This window comes from Thiorhodovibrio litoralis (assembly GCF_033954455.1).
In the GTDB taxonomy this organism is placed as follows: Bacteria; Pseudomonadota; Gammaproteobacteria; order Chromatiales; family Chromatiaceae; genus Thiorhodovibrio; species Thiorhodovibrio litoralis.
The window spans coordinates 1323176-1339235 of the sequence record NZ_CP121473.1; the positions used below are offsets into that span (position 1 = coordinate 1323176).

Consider the following 16060-nt stretch of genomic DNA (forward strand, 5'->3'; position numbering starts at 1 on the left):
TGCGGCCTCACCCCTGGAAGGGCACCGGCACAAAGCGCTGCTGGCCGTCCTGCTCAACGCGCAGCAGCACCGAGGGGCGTCCCTGGGCGGCGGCGTCGCGGATCATGGCGACGACCTGGCCTGGGTCATTGACCGGCTGCTGGCCGACCATGGAGATGACGGTGCCGGCGCGAATCCCGGCCCGTGCCGCCGGGCTGTTCGGCTCGACCTCGGCCACCAACACGCCCACGGTATCCGGGCGCAGGTTGAATTCGCTGCGCGTCTCGGGTGTTAGTGGCGCCAGATAGATGCCCAGGCGGGCCTGATCGCCGCTGCTGCTTGGGCCGCTTGCGGCGATTTGGCCGTCGCTTGGCATTTGCCCGATGGTGACCGGCAAGGTCAGCTGCTGGCCGCCGCGCATGAGCTCAATCTGCGCTTGGCTGCCAGCGTCCAGGTTAGCGATCAGGCGGGTCAGGTCGCGATAGTCCGCCATGGTCTCGCCGGAGACGCGCAGAATGACATCGCCATCGCGCAGGCCGGCCGCGGCGGCCGGGCCGTCCGGCAGAACCTCGGTCACCAGCACGCCATTGCCATCCGGCAGCCCCAGGCTCGAGGCGACCTCATCGGTGACCGGCTGAATCTGCACGCCCAGCCAGCCGCGGTCGACATGGCCCTTGGCGCGCAACTCGGCGACAATGCTCGACACGGTCTCGGCCGGGATTGCGAAGCCAATGCCGATATTGCCGCCGCTCGGTGAGAAAATGGCGGTATTGACGCCGATGACGCGACCGCTAGCATCGAACAAAGGCCCGCCGGAGTTGCCGCGGTTGATCGGGGCGTCGATCTGGAGATAATCATCGTAGGGGCCGGAGTTGATGTCCCGCCCGCGCGCGGAGATGATGCCGGCGCTGACCGATCCACCCAGTCCAAAGGGGTTGCCGACCGCCAGCACCCAGTCGCCGACTCGAGCACCCTCGGCGCTGCCGAGCTGCACGGCGGTCAGGGGCTTTTGGGGGGCGATTTTGACCAGTGCCAGATCGGTCTTGGGGTCGCGCCCGATCAGGGTGGCTTCATACTCATCGCCGTTGTTCAGCGTTACGCGGATGCGATCGGCATTTTGCACCACATGGTTGTTGGTGACGACATAGCCTGACGGGTCGATAACAAAACCGGAACCTTCGCCCTCGCGTGGCATCGAAAACTCCGGCTCGCCATGGAAGCGGCGGAAAAATTCCGATAGCGGCGAGTCTTCCGGCAGCCCCCGTGGCAGTGCAGAAGTGCCGGAACGCCCAAGAGCGACCGACTGCTCGACATTGATGTTCACCACGGCATCGACCACCTGCTCGACGATGTCGGCGAAGCTCGGCAACGCCATGGGCGCTGCTGCCGGCGGGGTGGTCCGCATCACCACGTCCGTCTGCGGGGCGTTGGGCTGAGGTGCCGCGCTCAGCTGGTTGGAGATGCTGACGGTGATAAGAATCAGGCTGAGCCCGAGCAGCACGGCAAGCGGTTGCCTGGAGCGCGGGTTTGCACGGATAGTCTGGAATTTCTGGTTCATGGTAGTCATGGCGGATGAAGCCTCAGTTTAACGGTGTCTTGCCATAAGTGTGAGGATGCCAGTGTTAACGCGGTTTTTCTCGAGCATTACCGATTGTTCATCTTGCCGCCGGCGGCATCTTGTCGACTCGGGGTTGAGCGGCGCCGCGGTTGTTGCAAACCTGGGAGGTATGGTCAATGGCTGAGCTGGAAGAGATCGAAATGTCGCGCTATCGCGACGAATTGGCGCACGACCTGCGCCACCTGGTCAAAAAGTACTGCCGCATCATGGCATGGGAAGTCCCCGAGTTGGACGAAACACAGGCCAACCGACTGATCGTCGATGCCATGCGCACCGCGCTGGTCGATGTGGCGCGGGATACCTGAGTCGCGCATCGCGCGCAAACACGGGCTCTGTTAGAGTGGGAGAATTGTTTTGATTTCGCGAGATTAACGGGGTAACGTGCAGCTTCGCTGGCATTTGGTTTTGCTTAAAAACGCTGCTTTCGCGGCGATCGGGTTTGCCGAGAACCATGCGGATTCGTGATCCGGGGTTGTCGGGACCATGTATATCGGGATGATCGACGGATGAACAAATTTCCTGCCATGTCTGCCTTGAGCTTGCGCCGCGCCGCATCCGATGGCGAGGCGTGGGACTGCAGTTGGCTTCTTATCAATGTGATTCGCGCCGGACTTCTGGGTGCGCTGCTGAGCGGCTGCGCCCAAAGCCTGCCGGAGCGCGCGGAGCAGGAGACCCCCGAGGCGGCATCCACTGCCCCTGGCGCTGCCGAGAGCGCGGGGGCGACCGCTGATCCGGACGCCGATGAGCCGCTGCCCTGGCCGCCACCCAATGGCGATATCCCAATGCCGCAGGAGGCGGCCGCCGTGGGCAAGATGTTCGAATGGCATGGTGATGGCCGGCGCGTGAGCCGCATCGTCATCGATACCGATACCCAGCAGGCGCGCTTCTTCGATAACGGAGAACTGGTCGGCTGGAGCACGGTAGCGACTGGCGTGTCCAGCCACAGCACGCCGACGGGCGAGTTCTCGGTGCTCGAGAAGGTGGCCGACAAACGCTCTAATCTCTACGGCCGCATCTACAACAGCGAGGGTAAGCTGGTCAAGCGTAACGCGAAGGCGGGGCGCGATGCCGTTCCCCCAGGCGGTCGCTTTGCCGGTGCCCGGATGCCCCACTTCATGCGCATGACGTTCGACGGGGTCGGCATGCATGCAGGGCCCATCCCAAGGCCCGGGAGCCCGGCATCGCATGGCTGTATTCGCATGCCCGCTCAGGTGGCTGACGCACTGTTCGACCATGTCGACTCCGGGACTCGGGTGACCGTGATCGGGTCGACGGGTCCGGATTACGGCAACTACATGGCTCGCGTCCAAAGCCAGCAGAAGGACGCGCGTGCGCGCGCCGCGGCCTCTGAAGCGGAAGGCGGTCCGCTTGAGTCACTTGATGCCGAGATTGCTGCTCTGCGCGGTGAGGATCTCCCGTCCACGTCTGATCGCTCCAGCGCGTCGGAAACCAACAGAGAAGAGATTGCCACCGAAGAGGCAGCAACCGAAAAGCCCGCCCAAGAACGGGACAACAACTCGGGTGCGACGGAGGCTGAGTCGGGCGACGCGCGCGAGTCGGCCCCTTCCCAGGCGGCAGACCCTGTCAGGCCGCCAGCGCCTGTGACTTGAGCGCCTTGAGCTGATCGCGCACCGCCGCCGCCTGCTCGAATTCCAGCTCGCGGGCATGGCGGACCATCTGCTTTTCCAGCGTTTTGATTTTCTTGCTGAGCTGCGCCGGGGTTAAATGCTCCTCGGTGCGTGCATCCGGGGCATCGCGCTTGCTTCGTCGGCCGGTCGCCGGCGCTCCCGGCACCCTCGCTCCTTCCAGCACCTCGGCCACCGCCTTGCGGATGGTCTGTGGGGTGATCCCGTGCTGCCTGTTGTGCTCGATCTGTTTAGTACGGCGGCGCTCGGTCTCCTCAATCGCGCGCGCCATTGATCCTGTCACCCGATCGGCATAGAGAATTGCCTTGCCCTGCGCGTTGCGCGCGGCGCGGCCGATAGTCTGGATGAGCGAGCCGGTCGAGCGCAGAAAGCCCTCTTTGTCGGCATCCAGAATGGCGACCAGCGATACTTCGGGCATGTCGAGGCCCTCGCGCAGCAGGTTGATGCCGACCAGCACGTCGAATTCGCCCAGGCGCAGATCGCGGATAATTTCTACCCGCTCGACGGTGTCGATGTCCGAGTGCAGATAGCGCACCTTCACGTCGTGATCGGACAGATAATCCGTCAGATCCTCGGCCATGCGCTTGGTTAGCGTGGTGGCCAGAACCCGCTCGTTGGCGGCGACGCGCAGATGAATTTCTGAGAGCAGATCATCGACCTGGCTCAGTGCCGGGCGGACTTCGACTTCAGGATCAACCAGCCCGGTCGGGCGCACCACCTGCTCAATCACGGCGCCTGACTGTTCGATCTCATAGTCGCGCGGGGTGGCGGAGACATAAATGGTCTGCGGCTGGCGCGCCTGGAATTCCTCGAACCTTAACGGGCGGTTATCGAGCGCCGAGGGCAGCCGGAAGCCATACTCGACCAGATTTTCCTTGCGCGAGCGATCCCCCCGGTACATGCCACCCAGTTGGGGCACGGTGACATGGCTCTCGTCGACCACCACCATGGCGTTGGTGGGCAGATAGTCGAACAACGTCGGCGGCGGCTCGCCGGGACCGCGCCCGGAGAGATAGCGCGAGTAGTTCTCGATGCCGGAGCAATAGCCGACCTCCTGCATCATTTCCAGATCATGAATGGTGCGCTGCTCCAGGCGCTGGGCCTCAATCAGCTTGTTGTTATCGCGCAGCCAGTTCAGGCGCTCGCGCAGCTCGACCTTGATCTGCTCGATGGCGTTGAGCACTACCTCGCGTGGGGTGGCGTAGTGGGTCTTCGGGAACACGGTGAAGCGCGGGACCTTGCGTTGCACCTCGCCGGTTAGCGGATCAAACAGGGACAACTCTTCGATCTCGTCATCGAAGAGCGCTACCCGCAGTGCTTCGTCTTCGGACTCCGCCGGGTAGATGTCGATGATGTCGCCGCGCACCCGGTAGCTGCCGCGAGAGAGCTCGATCTCGTTGCGGCGGTATTGCAGCGCGGCGAGCTGGCGCAAAATGGCGCGCTGATCGACCAGATCGCCGCGCGAGAGATGCAGCACCATGCGCAAATAGGCTTGCGGATCACCGAGACCGTAGATGGAGGAGACAGTCGCCACGATGATGACATCCGGCCGCTCGAGCAGCGCCTTGGTGGCGGACAGACGCATCTGCTCAATGTGCTCGTTAATCGATGCGTCCTTCTCGATGTAGGTATCGGTGGCCGGCACATAGGCTTCCGGCTGATAGTAGTCGTAGTAAGAGACGAAATATTCCACCGCGTTGTGCGGGAAGAAGTCCTTCATCTCTCCGTACAGTTGAGCGGCGAGCGTCTTGTTGGGCGCCAGAATCAAAGCCGGGCGCTGCAGCTCGGCAATCACATTGGCGATGCTGAAGGTCTTGCCCGAGCCGGTCACGCCAAGCAGTGTCATGCCCGCCTCGCCGTCGGTCAGCCCCTCCACCAGCGCGCGAATCGCAGCTGGTTGATCGCCGGCGGGCTGGAAGGCGCATTCGAGCTGGAAGGGCTTGGACATCGGTGGATTCCGGGCGTGGCGAATGACTGGGTGATCAGGTGCCTCATGATCAGGTTCATGGGCAGGCCTGATCGCGGCGCTGTGATGGTCGCAAAAATTGGCTATTATTCTCGCAATATCTGAAGTCAGTTGCGCGTCGTTCGGCAAGTCTGGCAGCCATTGGGCCCGTTTCGCCGGCCCAGTCTGCTCGTGGGCCGGCCAAAGGCCTTGCTTTCTGCGTCTGATTTCATACTTTTCACTTCCTACCTCAGAGTCGAGACTCCTAGACAGCCATGACAGCCATGACAATGAAGCTCTCTGCCCGGGTCCAGGCGGTCAAGCCGTCGGCCACTCTTGCGATTACTGCCCGTGCCAAGGCGCTGCGCGCTGCCGGCAAAGATGTTATCGGCCTCGGCGCCGGCGAGCCGGATTTCGACACGCCGACGCATATAAAGGAGGCAGCCATCAAGGCGATTCGCGATGGCTTTACTAAATACACTGCCGTCGACGGCACGCCAGAGCTTAAAGCTGCTGTCATCGCCAAGTTCGAGCGCGAGAATGGTCTGCATTACACCCCGGATCAGATTCTGGTTTCTTGCGGCGGCAAGCAAAGCTTCTATAACCTGGCTCAGGCGGTGTTCGATCCGGGCGGCGAGGTGATCATTCCGGTGCCTTACTGGGTGTCCTATCCGGATATGGTGCTGCTTGCTAGTGCATCTCCCGTGTTCGTGAATGCTGGCGCCGAACAGCAATTCAAGATCACGCCGGTGCAACTGCGCGCGGCCATGACCGATCAGACGCGTCTGGTCGTGATCAACAGCCCGTCCAATCCCACCGGCATGGCCTATAGTGCCGAGGAGCTCAAGGCCCTCGGCGAGGTGCTGCGCGAGTTCCCGCGCTCCCTGATTGCCACCGACGACATGTACGAGCACATCCGCTGGGATCGCGATCAGGCGTTTGTCAACATCCTCAATGTCTGCCCGGACCTGGAACCGCGCACCCTGGTGCTGAACGGCGTCTCCAAGGCCTACTCCATGACCGGCTGGCGCATTGGCTATGCCGGCGGCCCGGAGCCCATCATCAAGGCGATGAAAAAAGTCCAGTCGCAGAGCACCTCCAACCCCACGTCCATCTCCCAGGTCGCGGCCCAGGCGGCGCTCGAGGGGTCGCAGGAATGCATCCAGGAGATGGTGGTTGCCTTCAAGGAACGCCACGACCTGGTGGTCGAGGCGCTGAACGCCATGCCGGGCGTGGAATGCCTGGCAACGGATGGAACCTTCTATGTGTTCCCCAAGGTGGAGGGATTGATCGAGGGCCTGCCGCGTGTGAGTAACGACCTGGAGCTGGCCGAGTACCTGATCGAGCAAGCCGGCGTCGCGGTGGTCCCGGGCTCGGCCTTCGGTTTGAACGGATACATGCGCATTTCCATCGCCACCAGTCGCGACAACCTCGAGCAGGCGATGGAACGCCTGACCGCGGTCGCTGCACTGGCGCAGGCAGGCTGACGCCTCATCAGAGGGCGCGATCAGCGCTCGGTCAGTCGCTCCTCAGCGCGGGCACCGATCGCTCCGTCGGCCAGGCGGATAGCGATCTGGTCTCCCGCGCTCACTTGCTGACAGCTGTGCAGAATCTGGCCCTTGCTATCACTGACCAGCGCATAGCCGCGTGCCAGGGTGGCGAGCGGGCTGCGGGCATCCAAGGCCGCGCTGGCCTGTTGCAGACGTTGGCGCTGGCGCTCGATCAAGCGCTGCTCGGCGGCGAGCAGGCGGCTGGCGAGCTGATCGGTGCGCGATCGCGCGCGTTCGATCGACCAGGCTGGTGTCTGGCGCGCCAGGTGTTCGCTGATGCGCGCCAGCCCCTGGCGGCGGCGCTGGAGCTGCTCAAGCGCCGCCCGTCGCAAGCGTTGCTCGAGCTGATCGAGCCGCTGTGCTTGCTGCTGCAGCCGGTTGCGCGGGTGCAACAGGCGCAGATGGCGCTCGGTGGTTTCGAATTGGCGCCGGCGCTGTTGCAATCGGGTCTTGGTGCTGGTGGTCAGGCGGCGCTGCAGGGCCAGCAGCCGCTCGCGCACCGCCTGCTGGGCCGGGGTGGCGCACTCGGCAGCGGCCGAGGGCGTCGCCGCGCGACGGTCGGCGGCGAGGTCCGCCAGGCTGATGTCGATCTCATGCCCAATGCCGCTGAGTATCGGGATGGCGGATGCGCGAATCGCCCGCACCAGCCCCTCGTCGTTGAAGGCCATGAGATCCTCGAACGAGCCGCCACCGCGCGCCAGAATCAGGACGTCACAGTCGGCGCGCGCATTGGCGCATTCCAATGCTGCGATCAGGGTCTCGGCCGCGCCTTCGCCCTGGACCTGTGCTGGGTAGATCAGCAGCGGTGTCAGCGGCCAGCGCCGCCCCAGCACCGTCAGCAGGTCATGCAGCGCGGCGCCACTGGCCGAGGTGATGAGCCCAATCTGACGCGGAAACACCGGCAACGGGCGCTTGCCGGCTTCGTCGAACAGCCCCTCGGCGGCGAGGCGTTGTTTCAGTGCCTCCAATGCCATGCGCAGCGCCCCCTCGCCGGCGGGCTCGGCATGTTCGACGATCAGCTGGCAGTCGCCGCGCGGCTCGTAGAAGCCGAGCCTGGCCCGCACCAGCAGCTGCTGGCCGTTCGCTGGGCTGACAGTTGACAACAGGCGCTTGTTGCGGAACATCACACAGCGCATCTGCGCGGCTTGGTCTTTCAGGCTGAAATACAGATGCCCGGACGCCGGCCGCGCCAGGTTGGAGACCTCGCCCTGCACCCACAGCAGCGGAAAACTGCCCTGCAGCACCGCGGACAGCTCGCGATTGAGTCGCGACACGCTCCAGATGTCGCGGCGAAAGTCAAGGGGGGGCGAGTTTTTGTCGTATGTCATGTCGTGTGGCATCGGACTTGGTTGCGGTGAGGTGCCTGGCATGCTAAACAATGACCGCAAGCAAAACAGGCGTTATCTGGATATGCGCATCCTAACTTGCGGATTCGGGTTTCAGCCATCCCAGGGTTCATATCCCGGGGATACGATCTATTGCCATCAAAAATGAGTTTCCGGTTTTGGGCCGTCACCCGGCCCAAAATGAGCCGAAGCAAGCATCAATGCGCCTCAGACGCGAAGGTGCGCATGATAGCGGAGGTGTGCATGACATTGGAGCAAGTCGATCAGCTGGGAGACTTTGAAGGGGCGGATGCATCCGCCACTGGAGCCCGGACTGACCACTCGGCGCCCGAGTTGGAGGATGACGAGGAAAGCGCGCCAATTCGGGTGCTGCTGGTGGATGATCATCTCATGGTGCGCGATGGCCTGGGGGCGCTGTTGCGTCGCGACCCGGGCATTGACCTCATCGGTTGCGCCGGCGATGGCGACGAGGCCGTGCGCATGAGCGAGGAGCTCGAGCCTGATGTGGTGGTGTTGGATGTCTGCATGCCGGGCATGCATGGCATTGATGCCGCCGAGCGCATTCGTGGGCTGCCGGCTGGCGTTCGGGTGATCGCGCTTTCCGCCTACAGCGATGCGGCCTTCGTGCAGCAGATGGCGAATGCCGGTGCCAGCGGCTTTGTTCACAAGGACCAGTCGGCGGAGGACTTACTCGACGCGATCCGTCAGGTGAATCAGGGCGAGCAGTTTTTTCAGAGCAAGCCAGATGCGTCCGAGGATACTGCGGCCAACCGCTTGTCGACGCGCGAGCGCGCCTTGCTTGAAGCCATGGCGCGCACTGGCGCGCTGCGGAATTTGGCCGAGGACATGGGTATCAGCCCCAAGACGGTGGATAGCTACCGCCGTCGGATCATGAAAAAGCTTGGGTTTTCCACCTCTGAAGAGCTGCTGCGCTATGTCACGGCGCTTGGCGCGCGCTCGGGGAATGCATCAGCAAGGAATGACGCTTGACGGGTTTCAATACGGGCACGCCGGCCCTGCCGCTGGCCCAGGCCTTGCCTGAGTGTGTCCCCGTCCCTTCGTCGGGTGAGGAAACGCCTGCGGCTTGGTGGTCGAGCCATTTGATCAACGGCGAATCATGCACGGGCCATTGCCCCTTGAGCTGATTGGTCGGTGCCGTACCCGCGAACGTCAAATAGCCGTACTTGCCGTAATGAGGCAGCTTGCGCGCCAGCCCGGCAATGGCTGAGGGATTGTCCGCGGCCAGCCATCCGAGCACTTGCGTCTGTCCCGCTGAGGTTTCCATGCGGCGCGTCAGGACCGGGCTTTGGTCTTGATGGACTTCACCGCCAAGGCTGACGGCTGCCCGTTTCGGATCAATGCGGAAATCCAACGCCTCGGCACTGAAAGCCGGCAGGAAACCATTCTCCCAGCCAAGCAGCCACACAGGCCCGGTGGGGAGTTCGCGCAGCTCGCTGTCTTCCACCACAGACCACTGAGTCTGGCCCTGTTGCCAGGCGCCCGCCAGTTGCCGATAGGCTTCGCGCAGCTCAGGCGCGGCGCGCGCGGGCAAAACGATGGTGCCGCGCGGCGCGCCAAAAAGCGTGCTCAGGCTGACCGGAGTCTCGCCGGGCTCTAGCCAGCGAAAGGTGTCGAATAGCGGGTCGATCGCCAGACGCAGCGGGGGCTGGTCGAGGGTGAAGGCGAAATCCCGCTTACGGGTGCCGGCGAAATCAAGCCACTGCTCCTGAGGGTTCCCCTGGGCGTCGTGAACAACGATGGGAACCCGCAGCGGAAAGGGTGCCTCGGGTTGAATCTGGCGCAGGAGCCCGGTCACCTTATAATGCCCGTCTTGCGCCGGGCCAGAGCGGACATCCTCCAGGCTGAGGCGCACCGCGCCGGGGCGTTGCACCCAGGCGGTAAAGAAATCATCCAGGTCCTGATCGCTGACCTGTTCAAAAGCCTGTTGCAGTTCGCTCCAGCGCGCGTGCCGGAAGCGATTGTCGGCATAGAACCGCCGCAGCCCAGCGAGGAACAATTCGTCGCCTAGGCGCTGGCGCAGCATGTGGTAGACCATCAGGGACTTGCCATAGCCAATGGCCTGGGTTGCCTGGCTGTGGCGGGCGCGAAACTCACTCAGCGGGATGTCGCTCTCGCTGCGAACATAATCAGCGTAGGCCTTGAGCTGGTCATGGCGGTAGGCCGCGCCCTCCCCGGCGAGCGCCTTGTTCAGGTGATCAGCCAGATAGGCGGTCAGGCCTTCGCTCCAGTTGCCGCTGTCCCAGTCGACGAAGACGCCATTGCCCCACCAGTTGTGCAGAATCTCGTGCGGGTAGGAGCTGTGGAGAATAAACGGCAAGCGCAAAACCTGCGAGCCGAGCAGGGTGAAGGACGGCATTCCATAGCCGGTCTCCCAGAAGTTCTCGACCAGCGCGAACTTAGCGTAGGGATAGTCGCCGATCAGCGCGCTGTAGCGGGCAAGGTACTCCTGCGTGGCCGCTATGTAGCGGTGGGCGAGGTCGTCATCCGCCTCCCGCAGCCAGGCTTGGATGTCCACGCCAGCGACCTGCTGGCGGTAAAGCCGGAAAGGCGCGGCGATCAGATAGATTTCGTCTTGGGGATGGGACTCTTGCCAGCGGACCTGGATAGGCGCCTTTTGCGCGTCTTGCGGTTTGCTGCGATGCTCGCCTTGAAGCTCAGAGCTCAACGTCTGTTGCAGCGGCTGTTTTGGAGCGATTGGCGTGGCCGCCTGGTCCCTGGTCTGGCCAATTATCGGTGTCGGTGCCGGTGCCGGTGTCGGTGCCAGTGCGGGTTCAGGTCCGGGTCCGGGTCCGGCTCCCTGGGAGACCGCAAGCCAGCCCTCGGGCAGGCTAACATCAAGGGTGAAGGTCTCCATGCTGTCCTCCACACGCGGGTACCAGCCGGTGAAACCCGTGAGAAAAACACCATCCCCGCCGATGGTGCCGATGGATTGCTGGCGCGTGCGCCCCATCCCCTCGGTTCGCTCTTGCAGCGCGAGGAGGATGCGCCCGTGATAGTCCAGAGTGACTTCGGCGGACGGGCTGGGTTGCTCGATACGGTACAAACTCAGATGGCCCTGGGCTCCGATGCGACTTAGTCGCCCGGCACTCACGAGCTTGGGATGCAAGTCGCGATGTAACGCGAACGTCACCGCGCGCGCGGGCTCAGGCAGCGTCAGTCTGTCGTTGGCGATGATCTCGCCGCGGTTGGGAATCAGCTCGACCACCAGTGCATGTGCAACCGCTGGGACAGGCGCGATCTCTGATGCGGAATCTGTCGCGCTGGCAGCGCCCTCGGGAGGCGGTAGTTGGACAAGTGCGGGGGCAGGGGATTCGCCCGCCATCGCCGGGTTTGCTGCGATGGCGCAGGCAGCCAGAGCCAACACGGGGAGCAGCGCCGCCAAAGCGGCAATGCGGGGCCTGCGGGAGGCTGCGGGTATGCGGCGGAGCCTGGAGTCCGGGAAAAGCAAGCCGAGCTGGCACTGGGACATGATTGCGACGAGGAGCGATTGGGTGGGTGATTTGCTTGTCTTCTGCACAGATAAGGGTTGTGCGCGGGACTCTGCAACCTGATGTTGCGAAGATGTCCATTAAAGGTCGAGCAGGCATTGCTTGCGGAGGGGTCGGTCTCGTGCTTAATTGCTCTTGTTTTTTCTGTGCTTGGCGCCAGTCCTTCGCACTCGGCAGCCTTTTGATGTGTCTGCCGCTGGTCGGCTTTGGTGCGCAAGCGCCATTGCCCGCGGAGACTGACGAGGGCATGGCGGATCGGGTGGCCGCCGGTACCCAGGTGCTGGATGTGGCCAGCCTGGTTGACCTTGAAGCGCTGATCGCGCGGATCGCGGCTAAAGACGCGATCTTTGTCGGTGAGACCCACGACAGCTATGCCGATCATCTCACTCAGCTCGCGATCATCCAGCGACTGCAGGCGCGCGGTAAGACGCTGGCGATTGGCATGGAGTTCTTCCAGCAGCCGTTCCAGGCGGTGCTCGATGCCTATGTCGCGGGCGGCATCAGCGAGGAAGAGATGCTCGAGCAGACTGAGTATTTCGAGCGCTGGCGCTTCGACTACCGGCTCTACCGGCCGATTCTGCGCTTCGCGCGCGAGCACCGCATCCCGCTGATTGCCCTCAATGTGCCTCGGGAGCTGACCGAAAAGGTCGGCGACAAGGGCCTTGGGGCGCTGTCGCCGGAAGAGCGCGCGCGTTTGCCGGCGCAGCTCGACGATTCAGACCCTGCTTATCGCGAGCGCGTCAAGGCCGTTTACGATCAGCATCCACACGGACCAGATAGCGATTTTGAGCGGTTTCTTGCTGTCCAGCTGCTGTGGGACGAAGGCATGGCGGAGCAGGCGGCGGATTACCTGGCCGAGCATCCAGGCACCACGCTGGTGGTGCTGGCCGGATCGGGTCATGTCGAATACGGCCAGGGCATTCCGCAACGGCTCGAGCGGCGTCGAGAGGTCGAGACAGTCACCATTCTAAATGGCGCCCATCACGCATTCGCGCCCGGGCGCGCGGATTATCTGTTGTTTCCGCAAAAGGTGGAGCTTCCCGAGCGCGGTTTGCTCGGCGTGATGCTCGATACCGAATCCGAGGGCGAAGGACTGGGCATCCAGGGTTTTTCAGATGAAAGCGGCGCCAAGAAGGTCGGGTTGCAGGAGGGGGACCGTCTGGTGCGCATCGGCGAGCGCGCCATTGAGGACTATGCCGATGTGCGCATCGCCATGATCGACGCAGCGCCTGGTGACCGGCTGGAGGTGGAGGCACTGCGCCCAGGGCTGATCGGCGCGCCCGAGCGCCTGACGGTGCAGGTGGAACTCAATTGAGAACTCAATCGAGCACTGGCCCTGAGCTGCTGGCGCCGGCTGGCACCCTGCGCAATCTCGATTATGCACTCGCCTATGGCGCCGACGCGGTCTACGCCGGCATTCCGCGCTACAGCCTGCGGGTGCGCAATAACGATTTTTCCGGCAAGAATCTGATCATCGGCATCCGCGCCGCCCATGGGCTGGGACGGCGCTTCTATCTGGCCGTGAACCTGATGCCGCATGGCGCCAAATTGCGTACCTTTCTCGATGACTTGCGCCCGATTTTGACCCCAGATGACCCTGCAGACAGGCCCGATGCGCTCATCATGTCCGATCCCGGTTTGATCGATCTAGTGCGCACGCACTGGCCGGATATGCCCATCCATCTGTCGGTGCAAGCCAACACCACCAATGCAGCCGCCGTGCGCTTCTGGCAGCACCAGGGGCTCACGCGCGTGATCCTGTCGCGAGAGCTGTCGCTTGAGGAAATTGCCGAGATTCGCGAGCAGTGCCCGGACATGGAGCTCGAGGTCTTCATCCATGGCGCGCTTTGCATTGCATACTCAGGGCGCTGCCTGTTGTCAGGGTATTTCAATCACCGCGACGCCAACCAGGGCAGCTGCACCAATGCGTGCCGCTGGGAGTACCGACTCGGCGAGCTCGTCCCGGGCGCCGCGAGCGAGAATACAGCGCAGCAGAGCACTGATCCGACTTTCGTGTTGGAAGAAGCCCAACGTCCCGGCGAGTCGTTGCCGATCTTCGAAGATGAGAACGGCACTTACATCCTCAATGCCAAGGATCTGCGCGCGGTCGAGCATGTGGCCGCGCTGGTCGCGATGGGGATCGACAGTCTCAAGATAGAAGGGCGGACCAAATCGCATTACTACAACGCCCGCGCCACCCAGGTGTATCGCCAGGCCATCGACGCGGCCAAGACCGGCGCGCCCTTCGAACGGCGCTGGCTGGAGGAGCTTGAGGGGCTTGCCAACCGTGGTTATACCTCGGGCTTTTATCGGCGCCATGCTCCGGAGGCGTTGCAGAACTATGACCACGGCGTCTCCCGCAACCAGCGCGCCATCTTTGTCGGCGATGTGATGGGCCATGACCCAGCCTCCGACCTGGCGGAGGTGGAGGTGCGCAATCGATTTGCCCGCGGCGACCAGCTGGAGTTGCTGACTCCTGCCGGTAACCGTCGGTTTCGCTGTGAGGGGCTGACTGACCTGCACGGCAAGCCGCTCGATGTTGCCCCCGGCTCCGGTTGGACGGTGCGCCTCGCGCTACCCGAGATCGCTAACGGGAAAAGTCAGTTTGGCTTGCTGACGCGGCTGTTGGATGCCGAACCCGCATGAGTTTCCGCTGCGAACGGGGGGCGGTGTCCTCTGCGCCCGCAGCTCTGGCTGTGGCATAATTCCAGCCCTGTTTTTATCGGTTTCCGCGATTGAAAAGCCCCCGCGCCCGTCACCCGACCCGAAACCCAAAGCGCATTTGTGATGACTATAGATGTCTGTGCCTGACGCCAAGTTTGCTGATCCGCATGATTTCCGCCTGCGCGAGCGGCTGCGTGCCTATTTCGAACTGGTGCGCCTACACCGTCCAATCGGTATCTTTCTGCTCATGTGGCCGGCGCTCTGGGCGCTCTGGATTGCCGGTGACGGGCAGCCGCCTTGGGGCGTGGTGGCGATTTTCGTGCTGGGCGTGGTGCTGATGCGCTCGGCCGGCTGCGCCATCAACGACTATGCCGATCGCGACTTCGACGGCCATGTGATGCGCACCCGGGCGCGGCCGCTGGCGGCCGGCGCCATCGGCCCGAGCGAGGCGCTGGGGGTCTTTCTGGTGCTCTGCCTGCTGGCGTTCGCCCTGGTGCTGATGCTCAACTGGCAGACGGTGGCGCTGTCCTTCGTGGCCCTGGGGCTGGCGGTCATCTACCCCTTTATGAAGCGCTATACGCATCTGCCGCAGGTGTTTCTCGGTGCGGCCTTTGGGTGGGCGGTGCCCATGGCCTTCATGGCCATTAACGGAAGTATCCCCGGCTTTGCCTGGCTGATTTTTGTCGCCGCCGTGGTCTGGGCGCTGATATACGACACCCAGTACGCGATGGTCGATCGCGAAGACGACCTCAAGATCGGCATCAAATCCACAGCGATTCTGTTCGGCCGTTACGATCTCCTAGTGGTCGGGCTGCTGCAGCTGGTGATGCTCGCGATTCTGCTCGCGGTCGGGCTGGCCGCCGGGCTCGGATCCGCGTATTTCGCGGGGCTGGCGGTCGCCGCAGCACTGGCTGTCTACCAGCAATGGCTGATTCGCGGGCGCGAGCCCAAGCGCTGCTTTCAGGCGTTTTTGAACAACAACTACTACGGCATGGCCGTGTTTGCCGGTGTGGCGATCGATTATTTATTGATGTACTGAGCGCAAACAAATTCTTGGGTGTGAGACAACCATCTATCTTGAAGAGGAAACCGCTGATGTCCCTGATCCGTCAACCTCTGCTGCTGTTGATACTGATCTTTGCCGCCTCGGGTGTGGCACTAGCGAGCGACATCAATTCTGACGACATTAATCCTGGCGACATCGACGAGGGCATCGACTACCGCCTGGTCGAGCATCCCCAGCGGGTCGAGTCGGCTGGCGATGATGCCTCACCCGGCAAGCAGGACGAGGTCGAAGTGGTGGAATTTTTCTGGTACGGCTGCCCGCATTGCTACCACCTCGAGCCCGAACTCAAGGAATGGCTGGCACGTCAGCCCGAGCAGGTGCACTTTCGCCGCATGCCGGCGGCCAATTCGGCGCGCTGGGTCAACCATGCCAAGGCCTTTTTTGCCGCCGAGCAGATCGGCGCGCTCGAGCAATTGCACGAGCCGCTGTTCAAAGCGCTGCAAGAGGAACGCCGGCCTCTGTTCAGCGACGAGGAGCTGATCGCCTTTGCCGCCGAGCAGGGCGTCGACGAGGACGCCTTCCGCGCCGCCTATGAGTCCTTTCCGGTCGATATGCAGGTGCGTAAATCGGCCGATCTCGCGACCCGCTACGGCATTACCGGCGTGCCCGCGCTGGTGGTAAATGGCGCCTATGTGACTAGTCCGACCCAGACGGGAAGCCGCGCGCGTACCTTCGAGGTAATTGATGCGCTGATCGCGCGCGAAATGCAAGACTAACCGCTTGAAGCTAATGCCGGG

The 16060-nt window shown here is 63.1% G+C and carries 12 protein-coding genes; 8 read left to right on the plus strand and 4 right to left on the minus strand.

Going from position 1 to position 16060, the window contains the following annotated elements; all coding sequences use genetic code 11:
• Positions 1-7 precede the first annotated feature (7 nt).
• The gene (locus tag Thiosp_RS05815) at positions 8-1546 is read right to left on the minus strand and encodes a Do family serine endopeptidase (RefSeq protein ID WP_201068462.1); all 1539 of its coding nucleotides are present in this window, start codon (positions 1544-1546) and stop codon (positions 8-10) included.
• Between the two features lie 167 nt (positions 1547-1713).
• On the opposite strand from Thiosp_RS05815, the gene Thiosp_RS05820 reads away from it, so the two are divergent.
• Positions 1714-1902: a hypothetical protein gene (locus Thiosp_RS05820; protein WP_201068461.1), complete on the plus strand. Its 189-nt coding sequence runs from the start codon at positions 1714-1716 to the stop codon at positions 1900-1902.
• A 201-nt stretch (positions 1903-2103) separates the two neighbouring features.
• Entirely contained in the window at positions 2104-3207 is a 1104-nt protein-coding gene (locus Thiosp_RS05825; RefSeq protein WP_201068460.1) for a L,D-transpeptidase, read from the plus strand.
• On the opposite strand, the gene uvrB is transcribed toward Thiosp_RS05825, so the two are convergent.
• Positions 3182-5191, minus strand: coding sequence for an excinuclease ABC subunit UvrB (gene uvrB, locus Thiosp_RS05830; RefSeq protein WP_201068459.1), 2010 nt, complete (start codon positions 5189-5191; stop codon positions 3182-3184). The two genes, Thiosp_RS05825 and uvrB, sit on opposite strands and share 26 nt — an antisense overlap.
• Positions 5192-5472: 281 nt before the next feature.
• Here uvrB and Thiosp_RS05835 point away from each other — a divergent pair, with 281 nt between their 5' ends.
• A complete protein-coding gene (locus tag Thiosp_RS05835) occupies positions 5473-6675 on the plus strand; it encodes a pyridoxal phosphate-dependent aminotransferase (RefSeq protein WP_201068509.1) in 1203 nt (400 codons plus the stop codon).
• 20 nt (positions 6676-6695) lie between these two features.
• Here Thiosp_RS05835 and xseA read toward each other — a convergent pair whose 3' ends face one another.
• Positions 6696-8066 carry an exodeoxyribonuclease VII large subunit gene (xseA, locus tag Thiosp_RS05840; RefSeq protein ID WP_201068458.1) on the minus strand — a complete coding sequence of 457 codons (1371 nt, stop codon included), beginning with the start codon at positions 8064-8066 and terminating at the stop codon, positions 6696-6698.
• A 261-nt stretch (positions 8067-8327) separates the two neighbouring features.
• Here xseA and Thiosp_RS05845 point away from each other — a divergent pair, with 261 nt between their 5' ends.
• The gene (locus Thiosp_RS05845; protein WP_201068457.1) at positions 8328-9074 is read left to right on the plus strand and encodes a response regulator transcription factor; all 747 of its coding nucleotides are present in this window, start codon (positions 8328-8330) and stop codon (positions 9072-9074) included.
• On the opposite strand, the gene Thiosp_RS05850 is transcribed toward Thiosp_RS05845, so the two are convergent.
• Positions 9022-11427: a M1 family metallopeptidase gene (locus tag Thiosp_RS05850; RefSeq protein ID WP_201068456.1), complete on the minus strand. Its 2406-nt coding sequence runs from the start codon at positions 11425-11427 to the stop codon at positions 9022-9024. The genes Thiosp_RS05845 and Thiosp_RS05850 overlap by 53 nt on opposite strands.
• A gap of 350 nt (positions 11428-11777) precedes the next feature.
• Between Thiosp_RS05850 and Thiosp_RS05855 the strand changes: the two genes are divergently transcribed.
• The 4 genes from Thiosp_RS05855 to Thiosp_RS05870 all read left to right on the plus strand — a co-directional run bounded on the left by Thiosp_RS05855 (position 11778) and on the right by Thiosp_RS05870 (position 16039).
• Complete coding sequence (locus Thiosp_RS05855; RefSeq protein WP_201068455.1) at positions 11778-12908, plus strand: ChaN family lipoprotein; 1131 nt, start codon at positions 11778-11780, stop codon at positions 12906-12908.
• Positions 12905-14239, plus strand: coding sequence for a prephenate-dependent tRNA uridine(34) hydroxylase TrhP (gene trhP, locus Thiosp_RS05860; RefSeq protein ID WP_201068454.1), 1335 nt, complete (start codon positions 12905-12907; stop codon positions 14237-14239). Before Thiosp_RS05855 ends, trhP begins: the two co-directional genes overlap by 4 nt.
• Positions 14240-14390: 151 nt before the next feature.
• The gene (gene ubiA, locus Thiosp_RS05865; RefSeq protein WP_201068453.1) at positions 14391-15296 is read left to right on the plus strand and encodes a 4-hydroxybenzoate octaprenyltransferase; all 906 of its coding nucleotides are present in this window, start codon (positions 14391-14393) and stop codon (positions 15294-15296) included.
• Between the two features lie 56 nt (positions 15297-15352).
• Positions 15353-16039 carry a thiol:disulfide interchange protein DsbA/DsbL gene (locus Thiosp_RS05870; RefSeq protein ID WP_201068452.1) on the plus strand — a complete coding sequence of 229 codons (687 nt, stop codon included), beginning with the start codon at positions 15353-15355 and terminating at the stop codon, positions 16037-16039.
• Positions 16040-16060 lie beyond the last annotated feature (21 nt).

Bases quoted from the DNA above. Each gene is read 5' to 3' on its own strand.
- Thiosp_RS05820 (WP_201068461.1), top strand. From the start codon at position 1,714: ATGGCTGAGCTGGAAGAGATCGAAATGTCGCGCTATCGCGACGAATTG.
- ubiA (WP_201068453.1), top strand. From the start codon at position 14,391: ATGTCTGTGCCTGACGCCAAGTTTGCTGATCCGCATGATTTCCGCCTG.
- Thiosp_RS05835 (WP_201068509.1), top strand. From the start codon at position 5,473: ATGACAATGAAGCTCTCTGCCCGGGTCCAGGCGGTCAAGCCGTCGGCC.
- xseA (WP_201068458.1), bottom strand. From the start codon at position 8,066: ATGACATACGACAAAAACTCGCCCCCCCTTGACTTTCGCCGCGACATC.
- Thiosp_RS05870 (WP_201068452.1), top strand. From the start codon at position 15,353: ATGTCCCTGATCCGTCAACCTCTGCTGCTGTTGATACTGATCTTTGCC.
- Thiosp_RS05845 (WP_201068457.1), top strand. From the start codon at position 8,328: ATGACATTGGAGCAAGTCGATCAGCTGGGAGACTTTGAAGGGGCGGAT.
- Thiosp_RS05825 (WP_201068460.1), top strand. From the start codon at position 2,104: ATGAACAAATTTCCTGCCATGTCTGCCTTGAGCTTGCGCCGCGCCGCA.
- Thiosp_RS05855 (WP_201068455.1), top strand. From the start codon at position 11,778: ATGTGTCTGCCGCTGGTCGGCTTTGGTGCGCAAGCGCCATTGCCCGCG.
- uvrB (WP_201068459.1), bottom strand. From the start codon at position 5,191: ATGTCCAAGCCCTTCCAGCTCGAATGCGCCTTCCAGCCCGCCGGCGAT.
- Thiosp_RS05850 (WP_201068456.1), bottom strand. From the start codon at position 11,427: ATGGCGGGCGAATCCCCTGCCCCCGCACTTGTCCAACTACCGCCTCCC.
- Thiosp_RS05815 (WP_201068462.1), bottom strand. From the start codon at position 1,546: ATGACTACCATGAACCAGAAATTCCAGACTATCCGTGCAAACCCGCGC.